This window comes from Kitasatospora sp. NPDC001132, from assembly GCF_053598415.1.
Map to the genome: position 1 here is coordinate 1 of NZ_JBSFKF010000006.1, position 20,665 is coordinate 20,665.

Annotated in this window: 20 protein-coding genes and 1 pseudogene; 7 read left to right on the forward strand and 14 right to left on the reverse strand. The window is 72.2% G+C overall.

Annotated features, from left to right (window positions below; all coding sequences use genetic code 11):
* Positions 1–82, forward strand: a pseudogene (locus ACWDBE_RS10115) (ABC transporter ATP-binding protein); the annotation flags it as partial.
* A gap of 57 nt (positions 83–139) precedes the next feature.
* A complete protein-coding gene (locus ACWDBE_RS10120; RefSeq protein ID WP_449807685.1) occupies positions 140–2,704 on the forward strand; it encodes an ABC transporter permease in 2,565 nt (854 codons plus the stop codon).
* A 101-nt stretch (positions 2,705–2,805) separates the two neighbouring features.
* On the opposite strand, the gene ACWDBE_RS10125 is transcribed toward ACWDBE_RS10120, so the two are convergent.
* The 6 genes from ACWDBE_RS10125 to ACWDBE_RS10150 all read right to left on the reverse strand — a co-directional run bounded on the left by ACWDBE_RS10125 (position 2,806) and on the right by ACWDBE_RS10150 (position 8,622).
* Positions 2,806–3,417: a DUF4232 domain-containing protein gene (locus tag ACWDBE_RS10125; RefSeq protein ID WP_449807686.1), complete on the reverse strand. Its 612-nt coding sequence runs from the start codon at positions 3,415–3,417 to the stop codon at positions 2,806–2,808.
* A gap of 229 nt (positions 3,418–3,646) precedes the next feature.
* Positions 3,647–4,492 carry an iron uptake transporter permease EfeU gene (efeU, locus tag ACWDBE_RS10130; protein ID WP_449793306.1) on the reverse strand — a complete coding sequence of 282 codons (846 nt, stop codon included), beginning with the start codon at positions 4,490–4,492 and terminating at the stop codon, positions 3,647–3,649.
* 49 nt (positions 4,493–4,541) lie between these two features.
* Positions 4,542–5,843 carry an iron uptake transporter deferrochelatase/peroxidase subunit gene (gene efeB, locus ACWDBE_RS10135; protein ID WP_449793305.1) on the reverse strand — a complete coding sequence of 434 codons (1,302 nt, stop codon included), beginning with the start codon at positions 5,841–5,843 and terminating at the stop codon, positions 4,542–4,544.
* A 116-nt stretch (positions 5,844–5,959) separates the two neighbouring features.
* Complete coding sequence (efeO, locus tag ACWDBE_RS10140; RefSeq protein ID WP_449793304.1) at positions 5,960–7,108, reverse strand: iron uptake system protein EfeO; 1,149 nt, start codon at positions 7,106–7,108, stop codon at positions 5,960–5,962.
* A gap of 129 nt (positions 7,109–7,237) precedes the next feature.
* Positions 7,238–8,062, reverse strand: coding sequence for an ABC transporter ATP-binding protein (locus tag ACWDBE_RS10145; RefSeq protein WP_449807687.1), 825 nt, complete (start codon positions 8,060–8,062; stop codon positions 7,238–7,240).
* Positions 8,063–8,220: 158 nt separating this feature from the next.
* On the reverse strand, positions 8,221–8,622 hold the full coding sequence (locus ACWDBE_RS10150) for a GNAT family N-acetyltransferase (protein ID WP_449807688.1): 402 nt from the start codon (positions 8,620–8,622) through the stop codon (positions 8,221–8,223).
* A gap of 159 nt (positions 8,623–8,781) precedes the next feature.
* Here ACWDBE_RS10150 and ACWDBE_RS10155 point away from each other — a divergent pair, with 159 nt between their 5' ends.
* On the forward strand, positions 8,782–10,377 hold the full coding sequence (locus ACWDBE_RS10155; RefSeq protein ID WP_449793301.1) for a M4 family metallopeptidase: 1,596 nt from the start codon (positions 8,782–8,784) through the stop codon (positions 10,375–10,377).
* A gap of 207 nt (positions 10,378–10,584) precedes the next feature.
* On the opposite strand, the gene ACWDBE_RS10160 is transcribed toward ACWDBE_RS10155, so the two are convergent.
* The 3 genes from ACWDBE_RS10160 to ACWDBE_RS10170 form a co-directional block, all read right to left on the reverse strand.
* Positions 10,585–11,607 (reverse strand): hypothetical protein, encoded by a 1,023-nt coding sequence (locus tag ACWDBE_RS10160; protein WP_449807689.1) that lies wholly within the window; start codon positions 11,605–11,607, stop codon positions 10,585–10,587.
* A gap of 43 nt (positions 11,608–11,650) precedes the next feature.
* Positions 11,651–12,046, reverse strand: a complete 396-nt coding sequence (locus tag ACWDBE_RS10165; RefSeq protein ID WP_449807690.1) for a hypothetical protein — start codon at positions 12,044–12,046, stop codon at positions 11,651–11,653.
* 72 nt (positions 12,047–12,118) lie between these two features.
* On the reverse strand, positions 12,119–12,508 hold the full coding sequence (locus ACWDBE_RS10170) for a hypothetical protein (RefSeq protein ID WP_449807691.1): 390 nt from the start codon (positions 12,506–12,508) through the stop codon (positions 12,119–12,121).
* Positions 12,509–12,582: 74 nt separating this feature from the next.
* Between ACWDBE_RS10170 and ACWDBE_RS10175 the strand changes: the two genes are divergently transcribed.
* The 4 genes from ACWDBE_RS10175 (at position 12,583) to ACWDBE_RS10190 (ending at position 16,235) form a co-directional block, all read left to right on the forward strand.
* Positions 12,583–13,536 (forward strand): oxidoreductase, encoded by a 954-nt coding sequence (locus ACWDBE_RS10175; RefSeq protein ID WP_449807692.1) that lies wholly within the window; start codon positions 12,583–12,585, stop codon positions 13,534–13,536.
* Positions 13,537–13,673: 137 nt separating this feature from the next.
* Positions 13,674–14,303 carry a histidine phosphatase family protein gene (locus tag ACWDBE_RS10180; protein WP_449793297.1) on the forward strand — a complete coding sequence of 210 codons (630 nt, stop codon included), beginning with the start codon at positions 13,674–13,676 and terminating at the stop codon, positions 14,301–14,303.
* 172 nt (positions 14,304–14,475) lie between these two features.
* Positions 14,476–14,703 carry a hypothetical protein gene (locus ACWDBE_RS10185; protein WP_449807693.1) on the forward strand — a complete coding sequence of 76 codons (228 nt, stop codon included), beginning with the start codon at positions 14,476–14,478 and terminating at the stop codon, positions 14,701–14,703.
* 1,325 nt (positions 14,704–16,028) lie between these two features.
* Positions 16,029–16,235 carry a hypothetical protein gene (locus tag ACWDBE_RS10190; protein ID WP_449807694.1) on the forward strand — a complete coding sequence of 69 codons (207 nt, stop codon included), beginning with the start codon at positions 16,029–16,031 and terminating at the stop codon, positions 16,233–16,235.
* Positions 16,236–16,640: 405 nt separating this feature from the next.
* On the opposite strand, the gene ACWDBE_RS10195 is transcribed toward ACWDBE_RS10190, so the two are convergent.
* The 5 genes from ACWDBE_RS10195 to ACWDBE_RS10215 all read right to left on the reverse strand — a co-directional run bounded on the left by ACWDBE_RS10195 (position 16,641) and on the right by ACWDBE_RS10215 (position 20,645).
* On the reverse strand, positions 16,641–17,015 hold the full coding sequence (locus tag ACWDBE_RS10195) for a hypothetical protein (RefSeq protein ID WP_449807695.1): 375 nt from the start codon (positions 17,013–17,015) through the stop codon (positions 16,641–16,643).
* 766 nt (positions 17,016–17,781) lie between these two features.
* On the reverse strand, positions 17,782–18,651 hold the full coding sequence (locus ACWDBE_RS10200; protein ID WP_449807696.1) for a hypothetical protein: 870 nt from the start codon (positions 18,649–18,651) through the stop codon (positions 17,782–17,784).
* A gap of 579 nt (positions 18,652–19,230) precedes the next feature.
* Positions 19,231–19,854 (reverse strand): class I SAM-dependent methyltransferase, encoded by a 624-nt coding sequence (locus ACWDBE_RS10205; protein WP_449807697.1) that lies wholly within the window; start codon positions 19,852–19,854, stop codon positions 19,231–19,233.
* Positions 19,851–20,375: a hypothetical protein gene (locus ACWDBE_RS10210; protein WP_449807698.1), complete on the reverse strand. Its 525-nt coding sequence runs from the start codon at positions 20,373–20,375 to the stop codon at positions 19,851–19,853. The genes ACWDBE_RS10205 and ACWDBE_RS10210 overlap by 4 nt, the downstream gene beginning before the upstream one ends.
* Positions 20,376–20,414: 39 nt before the next feature.
* On the reverse strand, positions 20,415–20,645 hold the full coding sequence (locus tag ACWDBE_RS10215; protein ID WP_402413853.1) for a hypothetical protein: 231 nt from the start codon (positions 20,643–20,645) through the stop codon (positions 20,415–20,417).
* Between the last annotated feature and the right edge of the window lie 20 nt (positions 20,646–20,665).

Here is a 20,665-nt window from a genome sequence, read left to right on the forward strand (position 1 = left end):
CGTCGACGAGCTCCACCACCCCACCGCCGACACCGTCCTGGACCGCATGCGCCGCTTCGACGCCAAGGGCCGCACCAGCTGACACACCGGCAGCCCGGCAAGCACCCGTCCCCGAGTACCCCAGGACTGACAACCCCTCATGTTCCGCACCGCACTACGCAATGTGCTCGCCCACAAGGGCCGGCTGCTGATGACGGTACTGGCCGTCATGCTCGGCACCGCCTTCGTGGCCGGCACGCTGGTCTTCTCCGACACCGTGGGCAACGCGCTCAGGACCCAGAACTCCAAGAGCTACACCGACATCGCCGTCACGGTCAGCGACAGCGAGGCCGCCGGCCGCGCCTACGGAGGCCATGACCAGGTCACCACCGGCCCGACCCTCACCGAGGAGACCCGGACGAAGGTCGCCGCGCTGCCGGGCGCCGCCGAGGTCCGCGGCGTGGTCAGCGGCTTCGCCGGCATCGCCGACAAGAAGGGCGCGCTGATCGGCAACGGCTTCTCCACCACCGGCACCAACTACGTGCCGGGCACCGACGGCAAGGACCCGCGCTACCCGCTGGTCGAGGGCCGCGGCCCGAAGGACGCCACCGAGATCGCGCTGGACGCCAGGACGGCCGAGAAGGGCGGCTACAAGGTCGGCGACACCGTCCGGGTGGCGGTCAACGGCCCGGTGATGGAGCTCAAGCTCACCGGCACCGTGCACACCAACGACCCGCGCGTGATGGCCGGCGGCTCGTTGGCCGCCTTCGACACCGCCACCGCCCAGCGGCTCTACCTGACCCCGGGCCGCTTCGCCCAGCTGGACGTCAAGTCGAAGCCGGGAACCGACGACGCCGCGCTGCTCGCCGCCGTCAGGCAGGTCGTCCCGCAGGACGGCATGATCGAGACCAAGACCGGCCGCGAACTCGCCGCCGAGCAGGACCGGATGATCAAGCAGGCCACCCGGTTCCTGAACACCTTCCTGCTGGGCTTCGCGGGCATCGCGCTGTTCGTCGGGATCTTCATCATCGCCAACACCTTCTCCATGCTGGTCGCCCAGCGCACCAAGGAGCTGGCCCTGCTGCGCGCCGTCGGCGCCACCCGCCGCCAGATCACCCGCTCGGTGCTGATCGAGGCGCTGCTGGTCGGCCTGACCGCCTCGGTGACCGGCCTGCTGGCCGGCATCGGGATCGCCGTCGGGCTCAAGGCGCTGCTCAACGGCCCGATGGACGCCAACCTGCCGGACGGCCCGCTGATCGTCGCGCCGAGCACGGTGATCACCGCGATCGTGACCGGCGTGCTGGTGACGGTCGTGGCCGCCTGGCTGCCCGCCCGCCGCGCCTCCCGGATCGCTCCGGTCGCGGCGATGAGCTCGGTCGAGCAGCCCGCCACCCAGAAGGGCCTGCGGGTCCGCAACACCATCGGTCTGCTGTTCTCCGTGGCCGGCGTCGCCTCGCTGGCGGCCGGTGTGGGCGGCAAGGAGGTCAAGCTGGTCGGCCTCGGCGCCGGTGCGCTGCTGATCGGTGTGTTCGTGCTGACCCCGCTGCTGTCCCGGCCGCTGATCGCGCTGCTCGCCCCGCTGCTGCGCGCCGTGTACGGCGCACCGGGCAAGCTGGCCCAGGAGAACGCCGTCCGCAACCCGCGCCGCACCGCCGCCACCGCCGCCGCGCTGACCATCGGCGTCACCCTGATCACCTCGCTGACCGTGATCGGCGCCTCGGTGAACCAGGCCGTGGACAAGGCCACCGCGACCGACGTCAAGTCCGACTACACGGTCGCGATGCAGAACTTCTCGACGCTCTCCCCCGAGGTCGCCGCCCAGATCGCCAAGGCCCCCGGCGTCAGCGCGATGAGCGCCCAGCGCACCGTCCCGCTCACCATCGGGCAGGGGCAGGAGGACAGTGAGTGGGTGACCGCGGTGGACGCCGCGACCATCGACCAGCTGGCCACCGTCAAGGTCAAGGAGGGCTCCGCGGACGCCCTCAAGCAGGGCAAGCTGCTGGTGAGTTCGGGCCGTGCCGAGCACGCCGGCTACAAGGTCGGCGACACCCTCGCCGTCACCTACCCGGACGGCGCCAAGGGCTCGCTGACCGTCGGCGGCATCCTGGAGGCCAACTCCGCGATGGCCGGCATCGTCGCCCCCGAGGCCGTGGTCGGCCCGCACGCGCTGCCCGGCTCCGGCCTGGACAAGGTCCTGGTCAAGGGCGTCGACGGCCCGACCGAGACGCTGAAGCAGGCACTGCGCGACGCGACCGGCGGCAACCCCCTGATCGCGGTCAAGGGCCAGAAGGAGATCAAGGCGGAGAGCCGCCAGATGGTCACCGACATCCTGAACATCATGTACGGGCTGCTCGGCATGTCCGTGGTCATCGCGGTGCTCGGCGTGGTCAACACCATGGCGATGTCGGTGTTCGAGCGCCGCCGGGAGATCGGCATGCTGCGGGCGGTCGGCCTGAACCGGCTCGGCATCCGCCGGATGGTGCGGCTCGAGTCGGTGCTGATCGCGCTGTTCGGCGGGCTGGTGGGTGTCGGCCTCGGCATCCTGGTGGCCTGGGCCGGCGTGCGGACGCTGGCGGACAGCCTCAAGGGCATCACCACCGTGGTGCCGCCGGTGCAGACCGTCGGCTTCCTGCTCGCGGCCGCCGCGATCGGCCTGCTGGCCGCGCTCTGGCCGGCCCACCGGGCGGCGAAGCTGGACATCCTGGACTCGATCAAGAGCCAGTAGCGGCCCGCCGGTAGCGGTCCGGGAGTACGAAGCCGGGAGCCCCCGGAGCGGTTCCGATCGAACCGCCCCGGGGGCTCCGTCGTGTCGTCAGCCGCGGAACGTCAGTTGAACAGGACCTTCTCGTTGTTCGGCTGCAAGGTGCCGGTCGTCAGCCCGGCGGCCGAGACCAGCAGCTGGCCGGCCGGCTTGCCGTCGGTGCCGAGCACCTCGGCGGTGACCGGCGTGGTCTCGTCCGGCGCGGTGACCTGGAGGCCGGTGAGCACGTGGCAGTTCGCGTCCGACTTGTCGCAGGCGCTCCACTTGAGGCCCGCGTAGCCGGACTTGTTGGGCTTCAGGGTGACCAGCACCGCCGGCCCGGGGTGCGCGTCGCGGTTGGCCGCCAGCGCGTCCGGGCTGTTGTCGGCCTTCAGCCCGCCGAAGCCCGGGTAACCGTACAGGGTGCAGTTGTGGTCGCTCTTGTTCTTGATCGTCAGCATGGCCGAACCCGCGCCCTTGAGCTGCACGGTGGCGGTGATCTCGTCGCTCTTGCACCGCGAGCCGGCCGCCTGACCGGCCATCGGGTCGCCGGGGACGGTGGCCCCGGCGGCGCTCGCCTTCGGGTCTCCCGGCTTGTCGTCGGTGTACTTCACGTCGTCGCACGCGGTCAGCACGACGGTCGCCGCGAGGGCGGCGACACCGACGGCGACTAACCTGGCAGGCCTGCGAACGGTCATGGTCCCCCCAAGGGTGAGTAATGGCATGGTGCTGTCACCCTAAGTACGAAGGCCGTGGCAGAACGGTTCCACTGGGACTGCAGCTTGTCAGAGCTGACCGTTTTCTTCCGTTTCCTGACTGATTTCGGCCGCTCATGGCGAGAACCGGCCGCGGTCACGCGAAACCGCCCCGCCCGGCGGGTGCCGGGCGGGGCGGTACGGGTGTCGACCCGGGGGTCGAACGGCCGGATCAGGCGGCCGGCTTGGCGGTCACCCGCTGGGCGGGCTTGGCCTTGTCGCCGCCGAAGAGGTTGAAGAACACGGCCAGCGTCGGCAGCAGGTAGAGCAGCCAGACCACCAGCTGGAGCACCGTCGGATCCGGCTGGAAGTTGAAGACGCCCTTCAGCAGGGTGCCGTACCAGCTGTCCTTGGGGATGGTGCTGGAGATGTCGAAGGCCACGCTCTGCAGACCGGGCAGCCAGCCGGCCTCCTGCAGGTCGTGCACGCCGTAGGCGAGGACGCCGGCCGCGACCACGACCAGCATCGCCCCGGTCCAGGTGAAGAACTTGGCCAGGTTGATCTTCAGCGCGCCGCGGTAGAACAGCCAGCCGAGCACCATCGAGGTGAGCAGGCCGAGCGCGGCGCCGAGCAGCGGGTTCCAGCCGTCACCGGTGGCCTGGACGGCCGTCCAGATGAACAGCGACGTCTCCAGGCCCTCGCGGCCGACGGCCAGGAACGAGGTGACCACCAGGGCGGTGGTGCCCATCGCGATCGCCGCGTCCAGCTTGCCGTGCAGCTCGGTCTTCAGGTGCCGGGCGGTGCGCCGCATCCAGAACACCATCCAGGTCACCAGGCCGACCGAGATGACCGACAGCGTGCCGCCGAGCGCCTCCTGGGCCTCGAAGGTGAGCTGCGAGGAGCCGAACTGCAGCACGGCGCCGAAGGCCATGGAGAGCGCCACGGCCGAGCCGACGCCGACCCACACCGGCGCCAGCCTGTCCTTGCGGCCGGTCTTGACCAGGTAGGCGATCAGGATGCAGACGACCAGGCTGGCTTCGAGGCCTTCGCGCAGGCCGATCAGGTAGTTGCCGAACACGCGGGCTCCTGGGGGGGTGTAGAGGTGGGACCGGGGGAAGCGGGAGGTGTCAGCCGAACAGGGCCTGACCCCACCACTCCCCCGGCTTGCGCACGCCCGCCGGGCAGGCGAAGTGGGCGGAGCCGACGTGCTGGATGTACTCGTTGAGCTTGTCGCTCGCCGCGAGCTTCTGCTGGAGCGGGACGAAGGCCTTGCGGGTGTCGCGCTGGTAGGCGAGGAAGAACAGCCCCGCGTCCAGGCGGCCGAGGCCGTCGGTGCCGTCCGTGAAGGAGAAACCGCGGCGCAGGATCATCAGGCCGCCGTTGGCGTCCGGGTGGGCGAGGGCGACGTGCGAGGTCGCGGGCATCGCCGCCAGGTCCGGGGCGTCGTGCTCCTTGCCCTTGCCGTACGGGGCGCCCTCGCCCTTGGTGCGGCCGAAGGTGTCCTCCTGGTCCTGGAGCGAGGCGCGGTCCCAGGTCTCGATGTGCATCCGGATCCGCCGGGCGACCAGGTAGGAGCCGCCGGTCATCCACTCCGGGCCGTCGCCGGGCGCGGCCCAGACGTGGTCGGCGAGCTTCGCGGTGTCGGTGCCCGCGATGTTGTGGGTGCCGTCCTTGAAGCCCATCAGGTTGCGCGGGGTCTGCTCGTCCGGGGTGGTCGAGGAGGTCTTGCCGAAACCGAGCTGCGACCAGCGGATGTTGACGGTGCCCATGCCGATCCGGGCCAGGTTGCGGATCGCGTGGACGGCGACCTGCGGGTCGTCGGCGCAGGCCTGGACGCAGAGGTCGCCGCCGCTGCGGTTCGGGTCGAGCTTGTCGCCCTTGAAGTTGGGCAGGTCGATCAGGGCCTCGGGGCGCTTGGCCCGGAGACCGAAGCGGTCCACGCCGTCCTTCTCGAACAGGCTCGGGCCGAAGCCGATGGTCAGGGTGAGCCGGGAGGCCGGCAGGCCGAGGGCCTCGCCGGTGTCGTCCGGCGGCGCCTCCGGCGAACCGGGCACCGCGCCGGCGCCGACCTCACGGCCGCCGGTCATCGCGGCGGCCGCCTTGGTCCACTCCTTGAGCAGCTTGACCAGGGACTCCCTGGTGGCCTTCTCGGAGACGTCGAAGGCGGCGAAGTGCAGCCGGTCCTGGACCGGGGTGGAGATGCCCGACTGGTGCTCGCCGTAGAACGGCACCTCGGCGCCGACCTGGGCGGCGACCGGGACGGCGTCGTCCTGGCGGGTCGCCGCGGCGACCGAGCCGACGGCTGCGGCGCCGAGCGCGACGCCCGCGCCGGCCCAGCCGATGACGGCGCGGCGGCTGACCGCGCCCTTGGTCGCGGTGGCGTCGGCGGCGGCCGGCGTCCCGTTCTGCTGCTCGTTCTCCGCGTCCATCGGCGGGCGGGCCCTTCTCCTGTGCTGGGGACTTCTGTGCTGGCCCGCCGAGGCCGTGGGCCCGGATCGCGGGCCGCCACGGCGTCGGCGGGGTGGTACGGGGTGTGCCTGGCCGGTTACTTGACGACCACGGCGGCGGCCAGCTTCGACAGCGGCTCGCCCAGCGAGTTGACCGCGTCGGAGAAGGTCTTGCGCTCGGCCTCGGTGACCTTGTCGTAGGAGGTGAAGGTGCCGTCGGCCTGCTTGGACTTGGCGAGCAGGGCGTTGATCTCGGTGAACTCGGAGTCCAGCGTCTTGGCCAGCTCCGGGTCCTTCTCGGCGGCGACCGGCTTCAGCAGCTCGTAGGCCTTCTGGGCGCCCTCGACGTTGGCCTGGAAGTCGGCCAGGTCGGTGTGGCTGTAGCGCTCCTCCTCGCCGGTGATCTTGTTGGTCGCCACCTCGTCCAGCAGCTCCTTGGCGCCGTTGGCCATGCTGGTCGCGGTGATCTCGGCCTCGGGGATCTTCTTCTGCCAGTCCTTGAGGTCGGCGACCAGCTGGTCGGCGAGCTTCTTCTCGTCGTCGCCGATCTTCGCGTCGACCCAGAGGGACTTCTCCAGCTTGTGCCAGCCGGTCCAGGCCTGGCCCGGCTCCAGCTTGTCCTCGCGGGTGTCGGTCTTCGGGTCGATGTCGCCGAAGCTCTCGGCGACCGGCTCGGTGCGCTCCCAGCCGGTGCGCGAGGGCGCGTACAGCGACTTGGCCTTCTCCAGGTCGTCCGCCTTGATCGCGGCGGCGAAGGCCTCGACGGCCGGGATGGTGGCGTCGGCCTGCTCCTGGGCGTACTTCCGGTAGGCGTCGACGGCGGCGGCCAGGCGCGGGTCCGCCGACGCGGCGCTGCCGCCCTCACCGGTGACGGTGATCTTCTGGCGGATGCCGTCGCCGACCATGCCGGGCTTGCAGGCGATCTCGTACGAGCCGGCCTTGATCTCGGCGTTGATGCTGGCCTTGGTGCCGGGGCCGATGTTCTCGCGCTCGGTGACGATCTTGTCGCCGGCGCCGTAGACGTAGACCTCGGTGGTCTTCGAGCCCTTGTTGCTGATGTCCAGCACGACGTGGCCGGCCGGGAAGCTGGTCTTGGAGACCTCGCAGGCGGTGTCGGTCGCGTTCACCTTGACCGCGTCGGAGGAGGCCGCCTTGTCGTCCTTCTTGGACGCGCACCCGGCCAGGGTGGCGGTCGCCACGGCGAGGGTGAGCAGCGCGGCTGCGGTGGAACGGCGACGGGCGGACATGCGGGCTCCAACGGAAAGAGGCATGGGTGTGCCAAGGCGGTGCGGCCGGCCGGGGACCAGCAGACCATCATTAGCTAAGGCATACCTTACGTAAAGACCGTTTACCGTCTACACCCACCCCCCGAACCGTTACCTTTCCGGAGTCCGGCGGGCCGCGGCCCGGGCCGTCCAGCGCCCCTCGTGGCGGCTGATCCGGATCGGGTGGCCGAAGGTCTCGCTGATCATCTCCGTGGTCATCACCCCGTCCACCGGTCCGGCCGCGACGCACTCGCCGCCGCGCAGCAGCAGGGCGTGGGTGGTGCTCTCGGGCAGCTCCTCCAGGTGGTGGGTGACCAGCACGCTGGCCAGTTCCGGGTGCTGGTGGCGCAGCAGGTCCAGGCTGTCCAGCAGCAGCTCGCGGGCGGTCAGGTCGAGTCCGGTGGCGGGTTCGTCGAGCAGCAGCAGCCGGGGGCTGGGCATCAGCGCGCGGGCGATCAGGGCCCGGCCGCGCTCGCCCTGGGACAGCGTGGTCCACGCCGCGTCGGCCATCGCCCGCATGCCGAGGGTGTCGATCAGCAGTTCGGCCCGCTCCAGCGCCTCCGGGGCGGGCTTGCGGTGGAACTCCGGCTCGATGGTGTTCGTGTGACCGGTGAGCACCACCTCGCGCACGGTCAGCGGCGAGCGCAGCGGGTGGCGCGGGTTGACGTGCCCGAGGTGGGCGCGCAGCTCGCGGATGTCCACCCGGCCGAGCCGGCGGCCGAGCACGTCCACCTCGCCGCGGGTGGGGTGGGAGACCGCGCCGAGCAGCGCGAGCAGGGTGGACTTGCCCGCCCCGTTGGGGCCGAGCAGCGCCCAGTGCTCGCCCGGGTGGATCTCCAGGGTGATCCCGCGCAGCAGGTGCCGGCCGTCGCGCACGACGTCCACGTCCCGGGTGCGCAGCAGCGGCCCGTCGAAGTCGGGGGCGGATGAGTTCACGGGACTCCGATCGCGGCGCCGGGCAGGGGTGCGGGCGGGGCGGCGTGCCGGGCCGGCGCCGTCCGTCCGCGTGCAGAGTACAACCGCCGGCCTGGGCCGGCCCCGGCCGTCCGAGGGGTGGACGCGCCATGACCCGTCCGCCCGGCGGGAGTTGGGCGTCAGAGCGCCAACAGCCCCGCGTCGGTGGGGCGCAGGCCGCAGGCGTCGAGGTAGAGGGGGCGCAGGTGCGGCTCGAAGTCGACGTGCAGCCAGCCGCAGCCGGCCGCGCGGGCGCCGTCGGCCGCCTCCGCGACCAGCCGGGTGGCGACGCCCCGCCGCCGGACGCCAGGGGCGACCACGGTGTCGAGCAGGAAGGCGTGGGTGCCGCCGTCCCAGGCGAGGTTGACGAAGCCGACCAGGGCGCCGTCGGCGGTACGGCGGGCGGTGACCCAGCCGAGGCTGTGCCGCTCCAGCCGGGCGAGCCAGTCGCCGGGTCGCACCGGGCGGCCGAAGCCCTCGGCGTGCAGGGCGTCGAGTTCGGGGTCGGCGAGCGGGCCGCGCCACAGGTAGTCGATCGTCACGACGGCACTGTAGAGCGCTTGTTAACTTCTGATCATTTTTTATCGACCAAGGACACGACTTGGCAAAGTTATGACCTTTCCTCTAGCTGAATCTGACTGAACCCCGTCAATCTCTGACGCAGCTCCTTTCCCTGCACAGCTACCCCCACTGGAGTCAGAGTGACCCCCACGCCCTCCTCCCGCCGTGCCCGCGTGGCCGCTGCCGTCGCGGTCGTCGCCGCCCTCGCCGGCGCCACCGTCCCCGCCGCCACGGCGTCCGCCGCCCCCGGCATGCGCGAGGCCGCGATATCCCAGGCCCGCGCCAACGTCGCCCACAACGCGGGGGTGTTCGGCTTCGGCTCCGGCCAGGACCTCGTGCTCAAGGACGTCGTGCTGGACGCCGACGGCGCCTCGCACGTGCGCTTCGACCGCACCTTCCAGGGCCTGCCGGTGGTCGGCGGCGACCTCGTCGTCCACCAGGACGCCAAGGGCCGGCTCAAGGACTCCTCCCGGGCGGCCGCCCACGACGCCGCCGTGAAGTCGACCGTGCCGAAGGTGAACGCCCAGTCCGGCGCGGCCGGCGCGCTGGCCGCCGCCCCGGGCGTCAAGGACGCCGTCAGCACCCCCGAGCTGGTCGTCTGGGCCGCCGACGGCACGCCCCGACTGGCCTGGCGCACCACCGTCGAGGGCACCGGCGAGCACGGCCAGCCGGCCGGCAAGGTGGTCGTCACCGACGCCACCACCGGCGAGCAGATCGAGTCCTACGACGCCGAGCACCAGGCGGCCGGCACCGGGAACTCCGAGTACACCGGCACGGTCACCATCGACACCACCGCCAAGTCCGGCGGCGGCTACACCCTGACCGACCCGGTCCGCGGCCACGTCACCAAGGACGCCAACAACCTCTCCGCGAGCTCGCTAAAGGCCTCCTCCGGCACCGCGTTCAACAGCACCACCAACGTCTGGGGCGACGGGAAGAAGTTCTCCTCCGACCGCTCCACCGCCGCCGTCGACGCCCACGCCAACACCGCCTGGACGTACGACTACTACAAGAACGTCCACGGCCGCAACGGCATCAAGAACGACGGCAAGGGCGCCACCGTCTTCGTCCACGTCGGCACCAAGTGGGACAACGCCCAGTGGTCCGACGCCTGCTTCTGCATGATGACCGGCGACGGCGACGGCAGCACCGACCCGGAGCAGGTGGACCTCGACACCATGGGCCACGAGATGACCCACGGCGTCACCAGCGCCACCGCCAACCTGCGCTACAGCGGCGAGTCCGGCGGCCTCAACGAGTCCACCAGCGACATCTTCGGCACCATGGTCGAGTTCTACGCCAACAACACGGTCGACACCGGCGACTACCTGTTCAGCGACCAGTCCACCCCGCCGTGGCTGCGCCGCTTCGACAAGCCCTCGCTGGACGGCGGCTCCGCCGACTGCTGGAGCAGCAGCGTCGGCAAGCTCGACGTGCACTACTCCTCGGGCGTCGGCAACCACTGGTTCTACCTGGCCGCCGAGGGCAGCGGCAGCAAGACCATCAACGGCGTCACCTACAACAGCGCGACCTGCAACGGCTCCACCGTGACCGGCATCGGCCGCGACAAGGTCGCCAAGATCTGGTACCGCGCGCTGACCGTCTACATGACCTCCACCACCAACTACAAGGGTGCCCGCGCCGCCTCCCTGAACGCGGCCCGCGACCTGTACGGCGCCGGCAGCACCGAGTACAACGCGGTCGCGGCGGCCTGGAGCGGGGTCAACGTCAGCTGACGCCCCTCAGCCCGTCGAACGGGCCGTCGTCACCGGGGAGATCGGACGGCGCCGGGGCGGGCGGCGAAGGTGTCCCGGTCGGCCGGGTCCGTCGACCCGTACCCATCGGTGGTTCGTGCTGGTCCGCGGGCATGGACCGGATCCTCCGGGAGGAGCGCGATCGGGCGCGGCCGTCGAATGACGGTGCGTTCGACGGGCCGCAGGGCCTCAGTGGTCGAACCCCACGTGGCAGTGGTCGTGGTGGGTGTCGTCGGTGAAGAACTGGTTCCCGGCGCCCCGGAGCGCCACCGGACCGCCCACGTTGTACGAGCCGGCGGCGGCCGCGTCCCGCATGAAGGACGCGATCAACTGCCGGGACGTCCCCGGGGCGACCACGGCCAGCCCGTCGATCCGCCAGACGTCGAAGGCCCGGCCCAGCGGATGGTCGCTGGGCCGGGTCGTCCCGAAGACGCCCAACGGGTGGCCGGTCCGCACCACGCTCACCGAGAGCATGTACGGGCCGGCCAATCGCAGCATCGCCTCCAGCACGCTGTCGTGGACGGTGCCGCTGCGCAGGTCGGCGGCGGCCTCCGGCGGCAGCTCGATCCGGGGTTCGGCCAGCACCCGGGCCACCGCGGGCGGCGGCGCGGCGGCGGCCGGCCCGGCGTCCCCCGGACGCAGGTCGGTGACGGTCCAGCGCGGCTCGGCCCGGCCGAGCCGGACGTCCACCGTGGTGCCGCCCTCGACCACCGAACCGTCCGGGCCGCGCCGCCACTGACGACACACCACCAGCACGCTCGCCGAGTCGTCGAGGATCCCGCCGTACTGGGCGACGATCACCTCCAGGCTGGCCTCGGTCGCCGCCGGGGCCAGCGGGCCCGCCTGGTCGGCCAGCGCGGGCGGCAGGCCGAGCGCCGCCACCCGGGCGCGAGCCGCCTCCACGCCCTGCCCGCCGGGCGGCCAGGCGCCGAGCGCGGCGACCAGTTCGACGGCGCGGCGCTTGACGTCGGGCTGGATCTCGCCGGGACCGGGCTGCCAGAGGGGCGGCTGGGGCAGCGGGGTGGGTGTGGGTGCCGGCGTCTCGGTGGGCCGTTCGGTGGGAGTCCCGGCCGGGCTCGTGGCCGGACTCGTGGCCGTCGGCTGCGGCCTGGTGCCTCCCGTACACCCCGCCGTGCCCAGCACCAGCGCCGCCGCGCCCGCCTGCAGGATCCCACGTCGCCCCGGGCCCCGGCCGCCGTCTCCACCCGTCATGCCGTCAGTATGCGGCTCCGGGCGGCCCGGCGCTGCGGGCGGGCTATTGCCGTTCCGGGGGCAGCAGGCCGTAGCCCTCCTCGGTCCGCACGATCCAGGAGGGCTCGCCGAGCTTCACCCTCAGCACCGCCGTCAGGTACCTCAGCTCGTGGGTGTGGAACGGCGTGCCGTAGACCTTCCACATGATCGCCTCCGGCTCGTGCACGCCCTCGCCCAACTCGATCAGGCCGCACAGCAGTTTGACGTCGGAGCGGTTCAGCCGCGCCTCGCGGCCGTCCACGGTGACGAGGCGGGTGTCCAGGTCGACGACGAGGCGACCGTCGAAGGCGGTCAGCGAGCCCCGCGACTCCGGCACCACGCCGAAACGCTCGCGGATCCACTCCGCCACGACCCGGTCGTCCGCCGGCTGGGCGTCCCGCGCCGCGTTCTCCTCCACCACGCGGGGCAGCCTAACCGGCGGCGCCCGACACCGACCAGACCACGTTCCGACCGGGCGGGAGGAGCACCCCGATCATCCCTCCCCCAGCGGTGCCGGCGGCGCCAGCAACGCCTCCGCCGAGGCCGTCCGGGCATAGAGCACCTCGAGGTCGCGGCGGACCCGCTCGGCCGGGGTGGCCCGGATCGCGGCCAGTTCGTCGGCCAGCGTGGGGGCGGGCCCGGCGGGGGCCGGGTTGAGGAAGTCCGGCACGTGCCCGGCGGGCCGGACGAGCTCGGCGAGCAGGGCGTACGCCGGGCCGAGCGCCGCCAGCCGGGGTCGCACCTGCTCCGTCCAGGGCCGGTGGACGGGGTGGGCGAGCCCCGAGCGCAGCAGCCGCAGGCTCGGCCCGACCTCCCACATCGGCGAGACCGCGAAGCGCATCCGCGCCAGGTCGCCCACCGTGAACAGCAGCTCGGCCGCCACCGCCCCACCCCTGTGGATTCACACATGTTCGAATCGTTGGCGGTCAGGCTAGTGCAGTGGAGATCATCATGGGCATGACTTCGAACGCCGTCGTGCACACCCCCGCCACCGCCCCCGCCACCGCCGGCACCGCCCCTGTCACCGCCGCCGCCTCCGGCACCTGGAAGCTCGGCGACCGCACCGTCCACCGGATCGGCTTCGGCGCGATGCGCCTGCCGCAGACCGGCCCGGCGCTCGTCCCGCACGCCGTCCCGCGCGACCGCGAGCAGGCACTGCGGGTGCTGCGCCGCGCCGTCGAGCTGGGCGTCGACCACATCGACACGGCCGCCTTCTACTTCTCCCGGCTGCGCTCCGCCAACGAGCTGATCAACCGGGCGCTCGCGCCGTACTCCGACGACCTGGTGATCGCCACCAAGGTCGGCCCCGGCCGCGGCCTCGACGGCGAGTGGGTCGAGCACGCCCGCACCCCCGAGCGGCTGCGCGCCCAGGTCGAGCAGAACCTGCGCCAGCTCGGCCGCGACCACCTCGACCTGGTGAACCTGCGGATCCTCGGCACCGACTCGGTCGCCGAACGCTTCGGCGCGCTGGCCGAGTTGCGCCAGGCCGGACTGATCCGGCAACTCGGCCTCTCCAACGTCCACCCGCACCAGCTCGCCGAGGCACAGACCATCGCGCCGGTGGTCTGCGTGCAGAACCCGTACGGCATCGGCGCCACCTCGGAGCAGGACGAACTGCTGCGGATCTGCGGGGAGCAGGGCATCGCCTTCGTCCCCTTCTACGCGATCGCCGGAGCCGGACGGCAGGACGGCGCCGGCGGGACCGAGCCCGCCCAGGTCCTGGCGGTGGCCGAGTCCCGCGGGGTGAGCACCGCACAGGTACGGCTGGCCTGGACGCTGCACCGCGGCCCGCACGTGCTGGCCATCCCGGGCACCGGGGACGTGGCGCACCTGGAGGACAACATCGCCGCCGGGGCGCTGCGGCTGTCGGCGCAGGAGCTGGCGCTGCTGGACGAGGCCCCCGCGGGCTGAGGGCTTACGGGCTCGGGCGGACGGGCTCACAGGCTGACCGGCTGACCGGCTCACGGGCTTGGGCGGAACCGGGCGCCGCCCGCCGCGCGTCGCCCCGGGGAAAGTCGATCTTCGTCCACCACGAGGAGTCCCCGAACATGACCGACCTTGCCACCCGCTACCTCTACCTGGCCCGCCACGGTGAGGCCGCCTCCGAAGGCGACGGCAGCGGCCTCACCGCCGCCGGGCGACGGCAGGCCGCCCTGTTGGGCCGACGGCTGGCCGGCCGCCCGATCTCGGTGCTGCACCACGGCCCGCTGCCCCGGGCGGCGGAGACCGCGCGGCTGGTCGCGGAACAGCTGGCCGGCGTGCGGCCGCGGCAGTGCGAGGAGGCCGGCGACTTCCTGCCGCACGTTCCCGAGCGGGAGGAACTCCCCGAGGACAGCGCCGAGTTCGTGCTGAACCGCCTCTCGGCCACCACGGCGGAGGAACGGGAGGAGGGCGCCCTGCTGGCCCGGCGGGCCGTCGAGCGGTTCACCGGGCCGGTGCCGGGCGGCGAGGAGAGCCACCAACTGGTCGTCACCCACGCCTTCCTGGTCGGCTGGCTGGTCCGGCACGCCCTGGACGCCCCGGCCTGGCGCTGGCTCGGCGTCAACGCCGCCAACGCGGCACTGACCGTCCTGCGCTACACGCCCGGTCGACCGCCCGCCGTGCTGCTCCTCAACGACCAGGGCCACCTCCCGGAGGAGCTGCACTGGACCGGCTACCCGCCCCAACTCCGCTGCTGACAAAGGGCGGAGGTCCGATCGGCGGCACCCGCCGGGCCCGTCGAACAAAATGCAGACCGGCCCACCATCGCCGCGTGGGAGTCAAGGGCGAGGCGAGCAGGGCTCGACTGACGCCGGGCCCAGGGAACCGATCGAGGCGCAGGGCTACTCCGGCACCGGACTCAACCGGATCGTGGCCGCCACCGGCGCCACGCGCGGCGAGCGCCACTTCCCCGGCGGCAAGGACCAGTTGGTGGCCACCGCGCTCACCCAGGCCGGCCAGGAGGTCCAGGCGCTGCTCACCGGCCCGGCCAGCGAGGGCGCCGACACCGCCACCCTCGCCGAGCGGCCCCTCCCCTCGCGTGACGCTCCCACCTTCAAAGATGACCCGCCGTCAGTTTCGCAAGCTGGGCGGCGATGACACGGCTGAGGCCCGGCCCCGCACAGGCGGGGCCGGGCAAGCACCTGACGGGCAGCGAACGGAGGCCATCCCCGGCGTTCTCCGACCGCGGGCTCCCCCCGTCGGTCCAACCATCGTGCCGACGACCCCCGGCCGGTGTCGCCCTCCTTCGGCGTCACCCGAATCACGGACAATCGGGGCCTCCTCCGCGCACCACCCGAAATCCCCTTGCCGCGGCGTGGGCATCGCCGAAGCGCCAGCCGTCGAACCCGTCGAGCCAGCGCCGGCCCGACACCCCGCAGGAGGCGCGCGTTGGTGTCCGACGGGGTCGAGGAGCACGCCCTCGGGTGATCGGCTCGTCGGGTGCGGCCGAGCCGTCCCGGTCGATCTCCGGGCGGGGAGGAGACCCTTCGAGTGAAGAACCGGGGCAAGGCCGCCTGATTGGCGGTTCGCTGGCTGCCGGGGGGTTTTCCAGACCATACGTTCAACTCCGGCGCTCACGGCGGCGGCACTCGTGCGCAGAGTTCGTCCGCACCTGCCACAGACCACGAAGCCAGGAGGAACAGTCATGCGCCTGACCCGCTGCGCTCTCGCTGCCGCATCGGTGGCGGCTTCCGTCTCGGCCTTCGGCCTGCCCCTGTTCCTCATGAACCGGACGTCCCACGGTTCCGATGACACGCGGGTCCGCATGGTCGGATCCTCCGGCACGTCGCTGAGCAGGGCCGAATCGTCCTGGCCACTCTCCACGAATCCGGGCCCGCAGGAATCAGTGCGCCCCTGTCAAAGCTACGGCGGCCCCTACTGCGTTTGGGTGGGAAAATACTGGGGCGGCTGTGACCGGGAGTGGGGACTGAGCTTCGGAATCAAGAGCCCCAACTTGATCTGCCCCCACGACCCCCGCCCGAGTTCCTCGGCCACGTCGGAACCCTCCGCAAGCAGCAGTCCCTCCTGACCGGTTCCGCCGGGAGGGCGGCCGTTCGGTGTCGCTACGGCTGGGTCGGCGGCACATCGGGCTCCTGATCCGATGTGCCGTCAGGGGTCGAAGGTGCTGCCGGTCCCTGTTCCGGCCGAGTGACACGCTGCCGACGGCGGCGGTTGAGCCAGGCCGCAGTCAGCGCTCCCAGAACCACCAGCAAGCCGCCGGCCGCGATCCCGATGCGCTTCGCACCCAGGCGGCCAACGCTCCCACCGCCGGCCGCGCCATCGGGCGGAGGAGCCAGGCTGGTGCCGCCGGGGGCGGGAGCATCCGGCGCGGGCTGGCCGTTGGTCCCATGGTCCCCTCCCGGGGGCGACGGGGCGCCGGACGGGCCACCCCCCTCGGCAGCCACACCATCGTGCGGACGGGCGTGGTCATCGCGGTCACCGTCGTCGTGGTGCCCGTGGTCGTCGTCGTAGAAGTCGTCGACGCAGCGGGCGGCTGCGAAGGGGAAGACCTGCTCATGGCGGTCGAAGGCCTTCACCACGAAGACCGGGTGTTCCCTGAAGAAGCCACGGATCTGAAACTCATACTGGCCGCTGGTCTGGGCGGGATAATTTACGTTCAAATACGTTGAAACGGAAAAATTGTCCCACGGTGCCTCCGGCGACGAGGACGAAGACGACGGACTCCCCTGGAGAACGAGAGCCTCCGGCCCACGCCGGCTATTGGTCAGAATCGCCCTGAGGGTGGGGTCGATGAGCACGACGCGGCGGGCGCTGAAGCAGTGGCGCCAGGGACTGTAGTGATGGCGGTACCCCTCCCCGTTTTCTTCTCCTGCCCCTTCCCCGTCCTCTTCCCAGGACCATGAGGAGTCGGGCGCGTGCAGTGTGGACGCCTGCGCGGCGACGCCTGCAGGCGCAGGAGCAAGAGCGATGGCCACACCGGACAGGGACGCTGCAACCCAGGGTCGAAGAATCATCAGATGACCTCCAGCGGTGACGGACGCGGGCAACCGCCGGCCGGGCAATACAGTCGAGTATCAGAAGAAGTTAAGAGGGCTCGACTCGTCACACCGTGAACATTCTCGGGAAGCCGCACCCTTGTCACTCAGCCGCAGCAGTTTCATGCCCCGACCGGCCGGGACTTCGAGGCCCTGGCCGGCGGCACAGTCACCGACGATCCCCACTACGGCGAGGAGAGCCGTGAGGATGAGGACCAGGCCGGAGTACAGCGGGCTGTAGCCGAAGCCGGTCTGCACGGTGAGGCTGATGACGAAGACGAAGCCGGCGAAGAAGGCCATGAAGACGGGGACGGCGGCGGCGAGCATCGCCCAGGCCCACAGCGGCCGGCCGGCCTCCCGGCCGAGGACGAGCGGGACGAGGGCCAGGGCGAGCGAGCCGGAGACCGCGGGCACGCCGATGCCGTCGAGGGCGGGGCGGCGGCCGGTGGTGGTGCGCGGCAGGGTTCGCGCACTGATTCACTCCGCCGGGATCGTGGCCGCGATGAGCCACCTGCGGAAGCAGGTCCCGCGGCTGAGACTGCGGGATGCAAGCGCGGGCGCACCGCGAGAGCACGATGTCGAGGACGCGCAGCATCCGGGCCCCGCCCCGGCCCACCGACACGACGCCGACCGCCGACACGACGCCGACCGCCTCGACCAGGTGCTGCAGCAGCAGGTCCGTCGCTGGTACCGCACCGTCAGTCCAGGTACCCGGTCGGCGAAGGCCACCTTCGGACAGGCCAGGTGTTCGCAGTACAGACGTCGTACAGTCAGGTCGGTCTGAACCGGCCGACCGCCGACCGTGGCGTCGGCCAGCAGCCGCACGTAGCGGCGCTGGCCCCACTCGCTCAACGCTCCAGCCCGTACACGCCGCCGGACCACCGGACCGGGTGCGGGCGCGGATCACCACGACAGCACCGAAGACCTCGACCGAGACAACCAGCACATCGGCCAGGTGCGGTAACAGCGCTGTCAGTTCACCATGACACAGTCAGAGGTTGCCCACTGGCGAACCAGCAGACCGCCGCTCCGGGATGATCTCTGCCTATGAAAACCTTGCCAGAGCCACCTTCACCTGTACGCCGACAGCAGGTGCTGGTGCACGTGGGCGGCGGGCTCGGAGCCGTGTCGCGCCCGCTTCCGGCGGGCCGGGATCGCTCCCGTGCTCCGGACGGTGCTGTCACCACTCCCCGCGGTGGCCGATCACCCGGAAGCTGCCCACGACGCCCTCGCAATCGAAGGCGCCACCGAAATGGGACTCGTCCTCGTCGAAGTGGCGGGCCGCCACGCCGTTGGTGGAGCTGTGGGGGCCCACGATGGCGACCGGACCCCCGTGGTCGCAGTTGAAGCCGCGGAAGACCTCGATGGTCTTCCAGCTGTCGTTGAAAACGTTGAAACTGGTGGCACCCAGGCCGCTGGCCGTGGTGATGCAGCCCTCGGTGTGGGCGGAGAACGTTCGTTCGTTGAAGAAGATCCTTCCCTCCTCGTGGCGGTGGCCGCGTCCGCCGCCTTCGTGTCCGCGTCCGCCGCCCCCCTCGTGGCCGCGTCCGCCACCTTCGTGTCCGCGTTCGCCGCCCCCCTCGTGGCCGCGTCCGCCACCTTCGTGTCCGCGTTCGCCGTCCCCCTCGCGGCCGCGTTCGCCGCCCCCCTCGCGGCCGCGTTCGCCACCCTCGTGCCCGCGTTCGCCGTTTTCGCCGCCCTCGTGTCCGCGGTTGTCGTTCTTCTCTCCGCCTGCGTTGCCGCCACCAGGGGCGGCCGCCTTCTCTCCGCCTGCGTTGCCGCCACCAGGGGCGGCCGCCTTCTCTCCGCCTGCGTTGCCGCCGCCAGGGGCGGCCGCGGCCGGGGCGGCTTGTTGGACAGGCTGGGCCGCAGGCGGGGCCGCAGGCGGGGCCGCAGGCGGGGCCGCAGGCGGGGCCGCCGGCTGGGCCGCCGGCTGGACGGGCGGGGGCGCGGGATTGGATACGGGGGACGAGGCGTAGGTGATGCCGGTGGCTGCAAGGACCGTCGTGCCTATTCCGGCAGCGGTCAAAGTCAGTGTGCGCGTGAACATGTCACTTCTCTCTGTCGCGCGGACGCCGACCAGGCGCCCGATCTGCGATGAACGTAATGAGAGCTCCCATGGCTGGCATTCCGGACATGCCCAAGGTGTGACGCCATGGGGCCAGCCAGGTGGAATTGCGGCACGTTTTGCATACCGATCAAAGATCTGTGGCCTGGTGGATCACGGCCCCTTGGAAAGCGACGCGCGGTTCTGAGTGGCGGTCAGCGCACCGTGATCCGTCCCGGACAAGCGCTCGACAGCCAGCGCTTCGCCAGATCGGGACCAGGACAGCGATCGGGGTGAGGGCGATCGCCCGGTGGCCTACCGCCCCGGCGCAGCCCCGTTGCCTTCTTCGTGGCCCTGAAACGGGGCTCCTGGTCTCCGGGCCCCGTGCCCGTCCGACCGACGCAACCTTGACGAAGGGCATAGAGGCAGGCACCCCCCGCAGGCCAGGGCGTACCTGCCGGCCGTACGGGACGGTGCCGGGCCGGGCCGCCCGAGGAGTTGGCCGATCTCACCGAGGAGGAAGAGAGGGCGTCTGCCCGCCACTGTCGATCGAGACCGTCCGCCCGCGCCGCGGCTGGGCGGCTACCCCTCCCGCTCGAAGAGCAGCGCCGTCCAGTGGACCCCGTCCCGGCCGTGCAGGTCCGGGCGAGCAGCGCGGTGGAGGAGGCGCAGGCCGTGGTCGGCGGCGAGGGCGACGGTGGGCTCGGGCGGGAGGTCGAACATCCGGCGGCCGGGCGGGACGGGGCCGTGGCGCAGGGTGAGGGCGAGACGGCCGGCGGGGGCGAGGAGGCGGCTGAGGGCGGCCATCGCGGGCGGACGCTCGGCGGGGGCGAGGTGCATCCAGACGGCGGTGAGCAGGACGAGGTCGTAGCGCCGGCCCTCGGCGACGAGCAGCGGCAGTTCGGGCAGCGCGTCGGCGACCCAGCGGACACCGGAGCCGGCGTGCAACCGCTCGCCGACGGCACGGAGTTCGGGGGTGGGCTCGGCAGCTACCACCCGGTGGCCGAGGGCGGCGAGGGCGGCGGCGTCCCGGCCGGTGCCGGCGCCGATGTCGAGAACGGAGCGGGGTGGGGCCGGGTACAGGTGGTGCAGGTCGCGGTGCACCTCGGCGAAGGTCACGCCCTCGTACTGGACGGCGAGTTGCTCCGCCGCCTCGCCGTATCCCCGCGTCCCGGCCGGCTGGTCCGCCCGCTCCGGCCCGTTCACTGCGCCTCCCGGACGGCCACCGCGTCGCCGGCGGCGGCCGCGCCGGCGAAGAAGTCCCGCAGCTCGCGCAGGTCGTGGACGACGAGCGCCGCCCAGGCCTCGGACCAGGGCGTCGGGTAGGCGAGGTGCGCGACCGTACGGGCGAGCACGCTGTCCTGCTGGCGGACGAGTTCGCCGAGCGCCGAGCCGCGCAGGAAGGCGGCGGCCGTCGCGACCTGTTCGGGGCGCAGCACCGGCATGGCGCCGCCCCGCGGTGCCCCGCCGGGCAGCGCCCCGTTCGGCCGGTGACATCGGCCGCCGTAGACGGGCAGCCGGGCGGCCGGGTCGGGGTGCAGACCGTTCTCGGTGAGCGCGAGTTCCATCAGGACGGCGGTGCGCCGCACGCCGAGGGCGAGGCCCGCGGCGGCCAGCCGGTCGTAGCGGACGTCGCGGTCGCGGGGCACGAGTTCGCCGAGCTCCTCCGGCGAGCAGGCGTCCACGGCCTGACCCGGCAAGCGACGCCAGAAGTGATCCACACTCACCCGCTCAGCGTAGCGGGGTCGGCAACCCCCGCTCGGAGTTCAGGCCTCGCCGGGGTGCCAGCGGGGCCATTCCCAGGGGTGGTCGACCCAGTGGACCCGCTGGGGGTCGCGTGGGTCGAGGTCGGGGAAGAGCTGGTGGACGCGCGGCTCGAACTCTTCCCGTTCGAGCGGTTCCCAGCCGTGGCCCTCGAAGCGGACGAGGCGGTAGCGGTTGTCGGCCCGGAGCTCGGCCACCTCGACCAGGGGTTTGGACGTGCTGTTGGTCTCCATGCCCCCAGCATGTGGCGCGC

Bases quoted from the DNA above. Each gene is read 5' to 3' on its own strand.
- ACWDBE_RS10125 (WP_449807686.1), bottom strand. From the start codon at position 3,417: ATGACCGTTCGCAGGCCTGCCAGGTTAGTCGCCGTCGGTGTCGCCGCC.
- efeO (WP_449793304.1), bottom strand. From the start codon at position 7,108: ATGTCCGCCCGTCGCCGTTCCACCGCAGCCGCGCTGCTCACCCTCGCC.
- ACWDBE_RS10160 (WP_449807689.1), bottom strand. From the start codon at position 11,607: ATGACGGGTGGAGACGGCGGCCGGGGCCCGGGGCGACGTGGGATCCTG.
- ACWDBE_RS10180 (WP_449793297.1), top strand. From the start codon at position 13,674: ATGACCGACCTTGCCACCCGCTACCTCTACCTGGCCCGCCACGGTGAG.
- efeB (WP_449793305.1), bottom strand. From the start codon at position 5,843: ATGGACGCGGAGAACGAGCAGCAGAACGGGACGCCGGCCGCCGCCGAC.
- ACWDBE_RS10215 (WP_402413853.1), bottom strand. From the start codon at position 20,645: ATGGAGACCAACAGCACGTCCAAACCCCTGGTCGAGGTGGCCGAGCTC.
- ACWDBE_RS10200 (WP_449807696.1), bottom strand. From the start codon at position 18,651: ATGTTCACGCGCACACTGACTTTGACCGCTGCCGGAATAGGCACGACG.
- ACWDBE_RS10175 (WP_449807692.1), top strand. From the start codon at position 12,583: ATGACTTCGAACGCCGTCGTGCACACCCCCGCCACCGCCCCCGCCACC.
- ACWDBE_RS10120 (WP_449807685.1), top strand. From the start codon at position 140: ATGTTCCGCACCGCACTACGCAATGTGCTCGCCCACAAGGGCCGGCTG.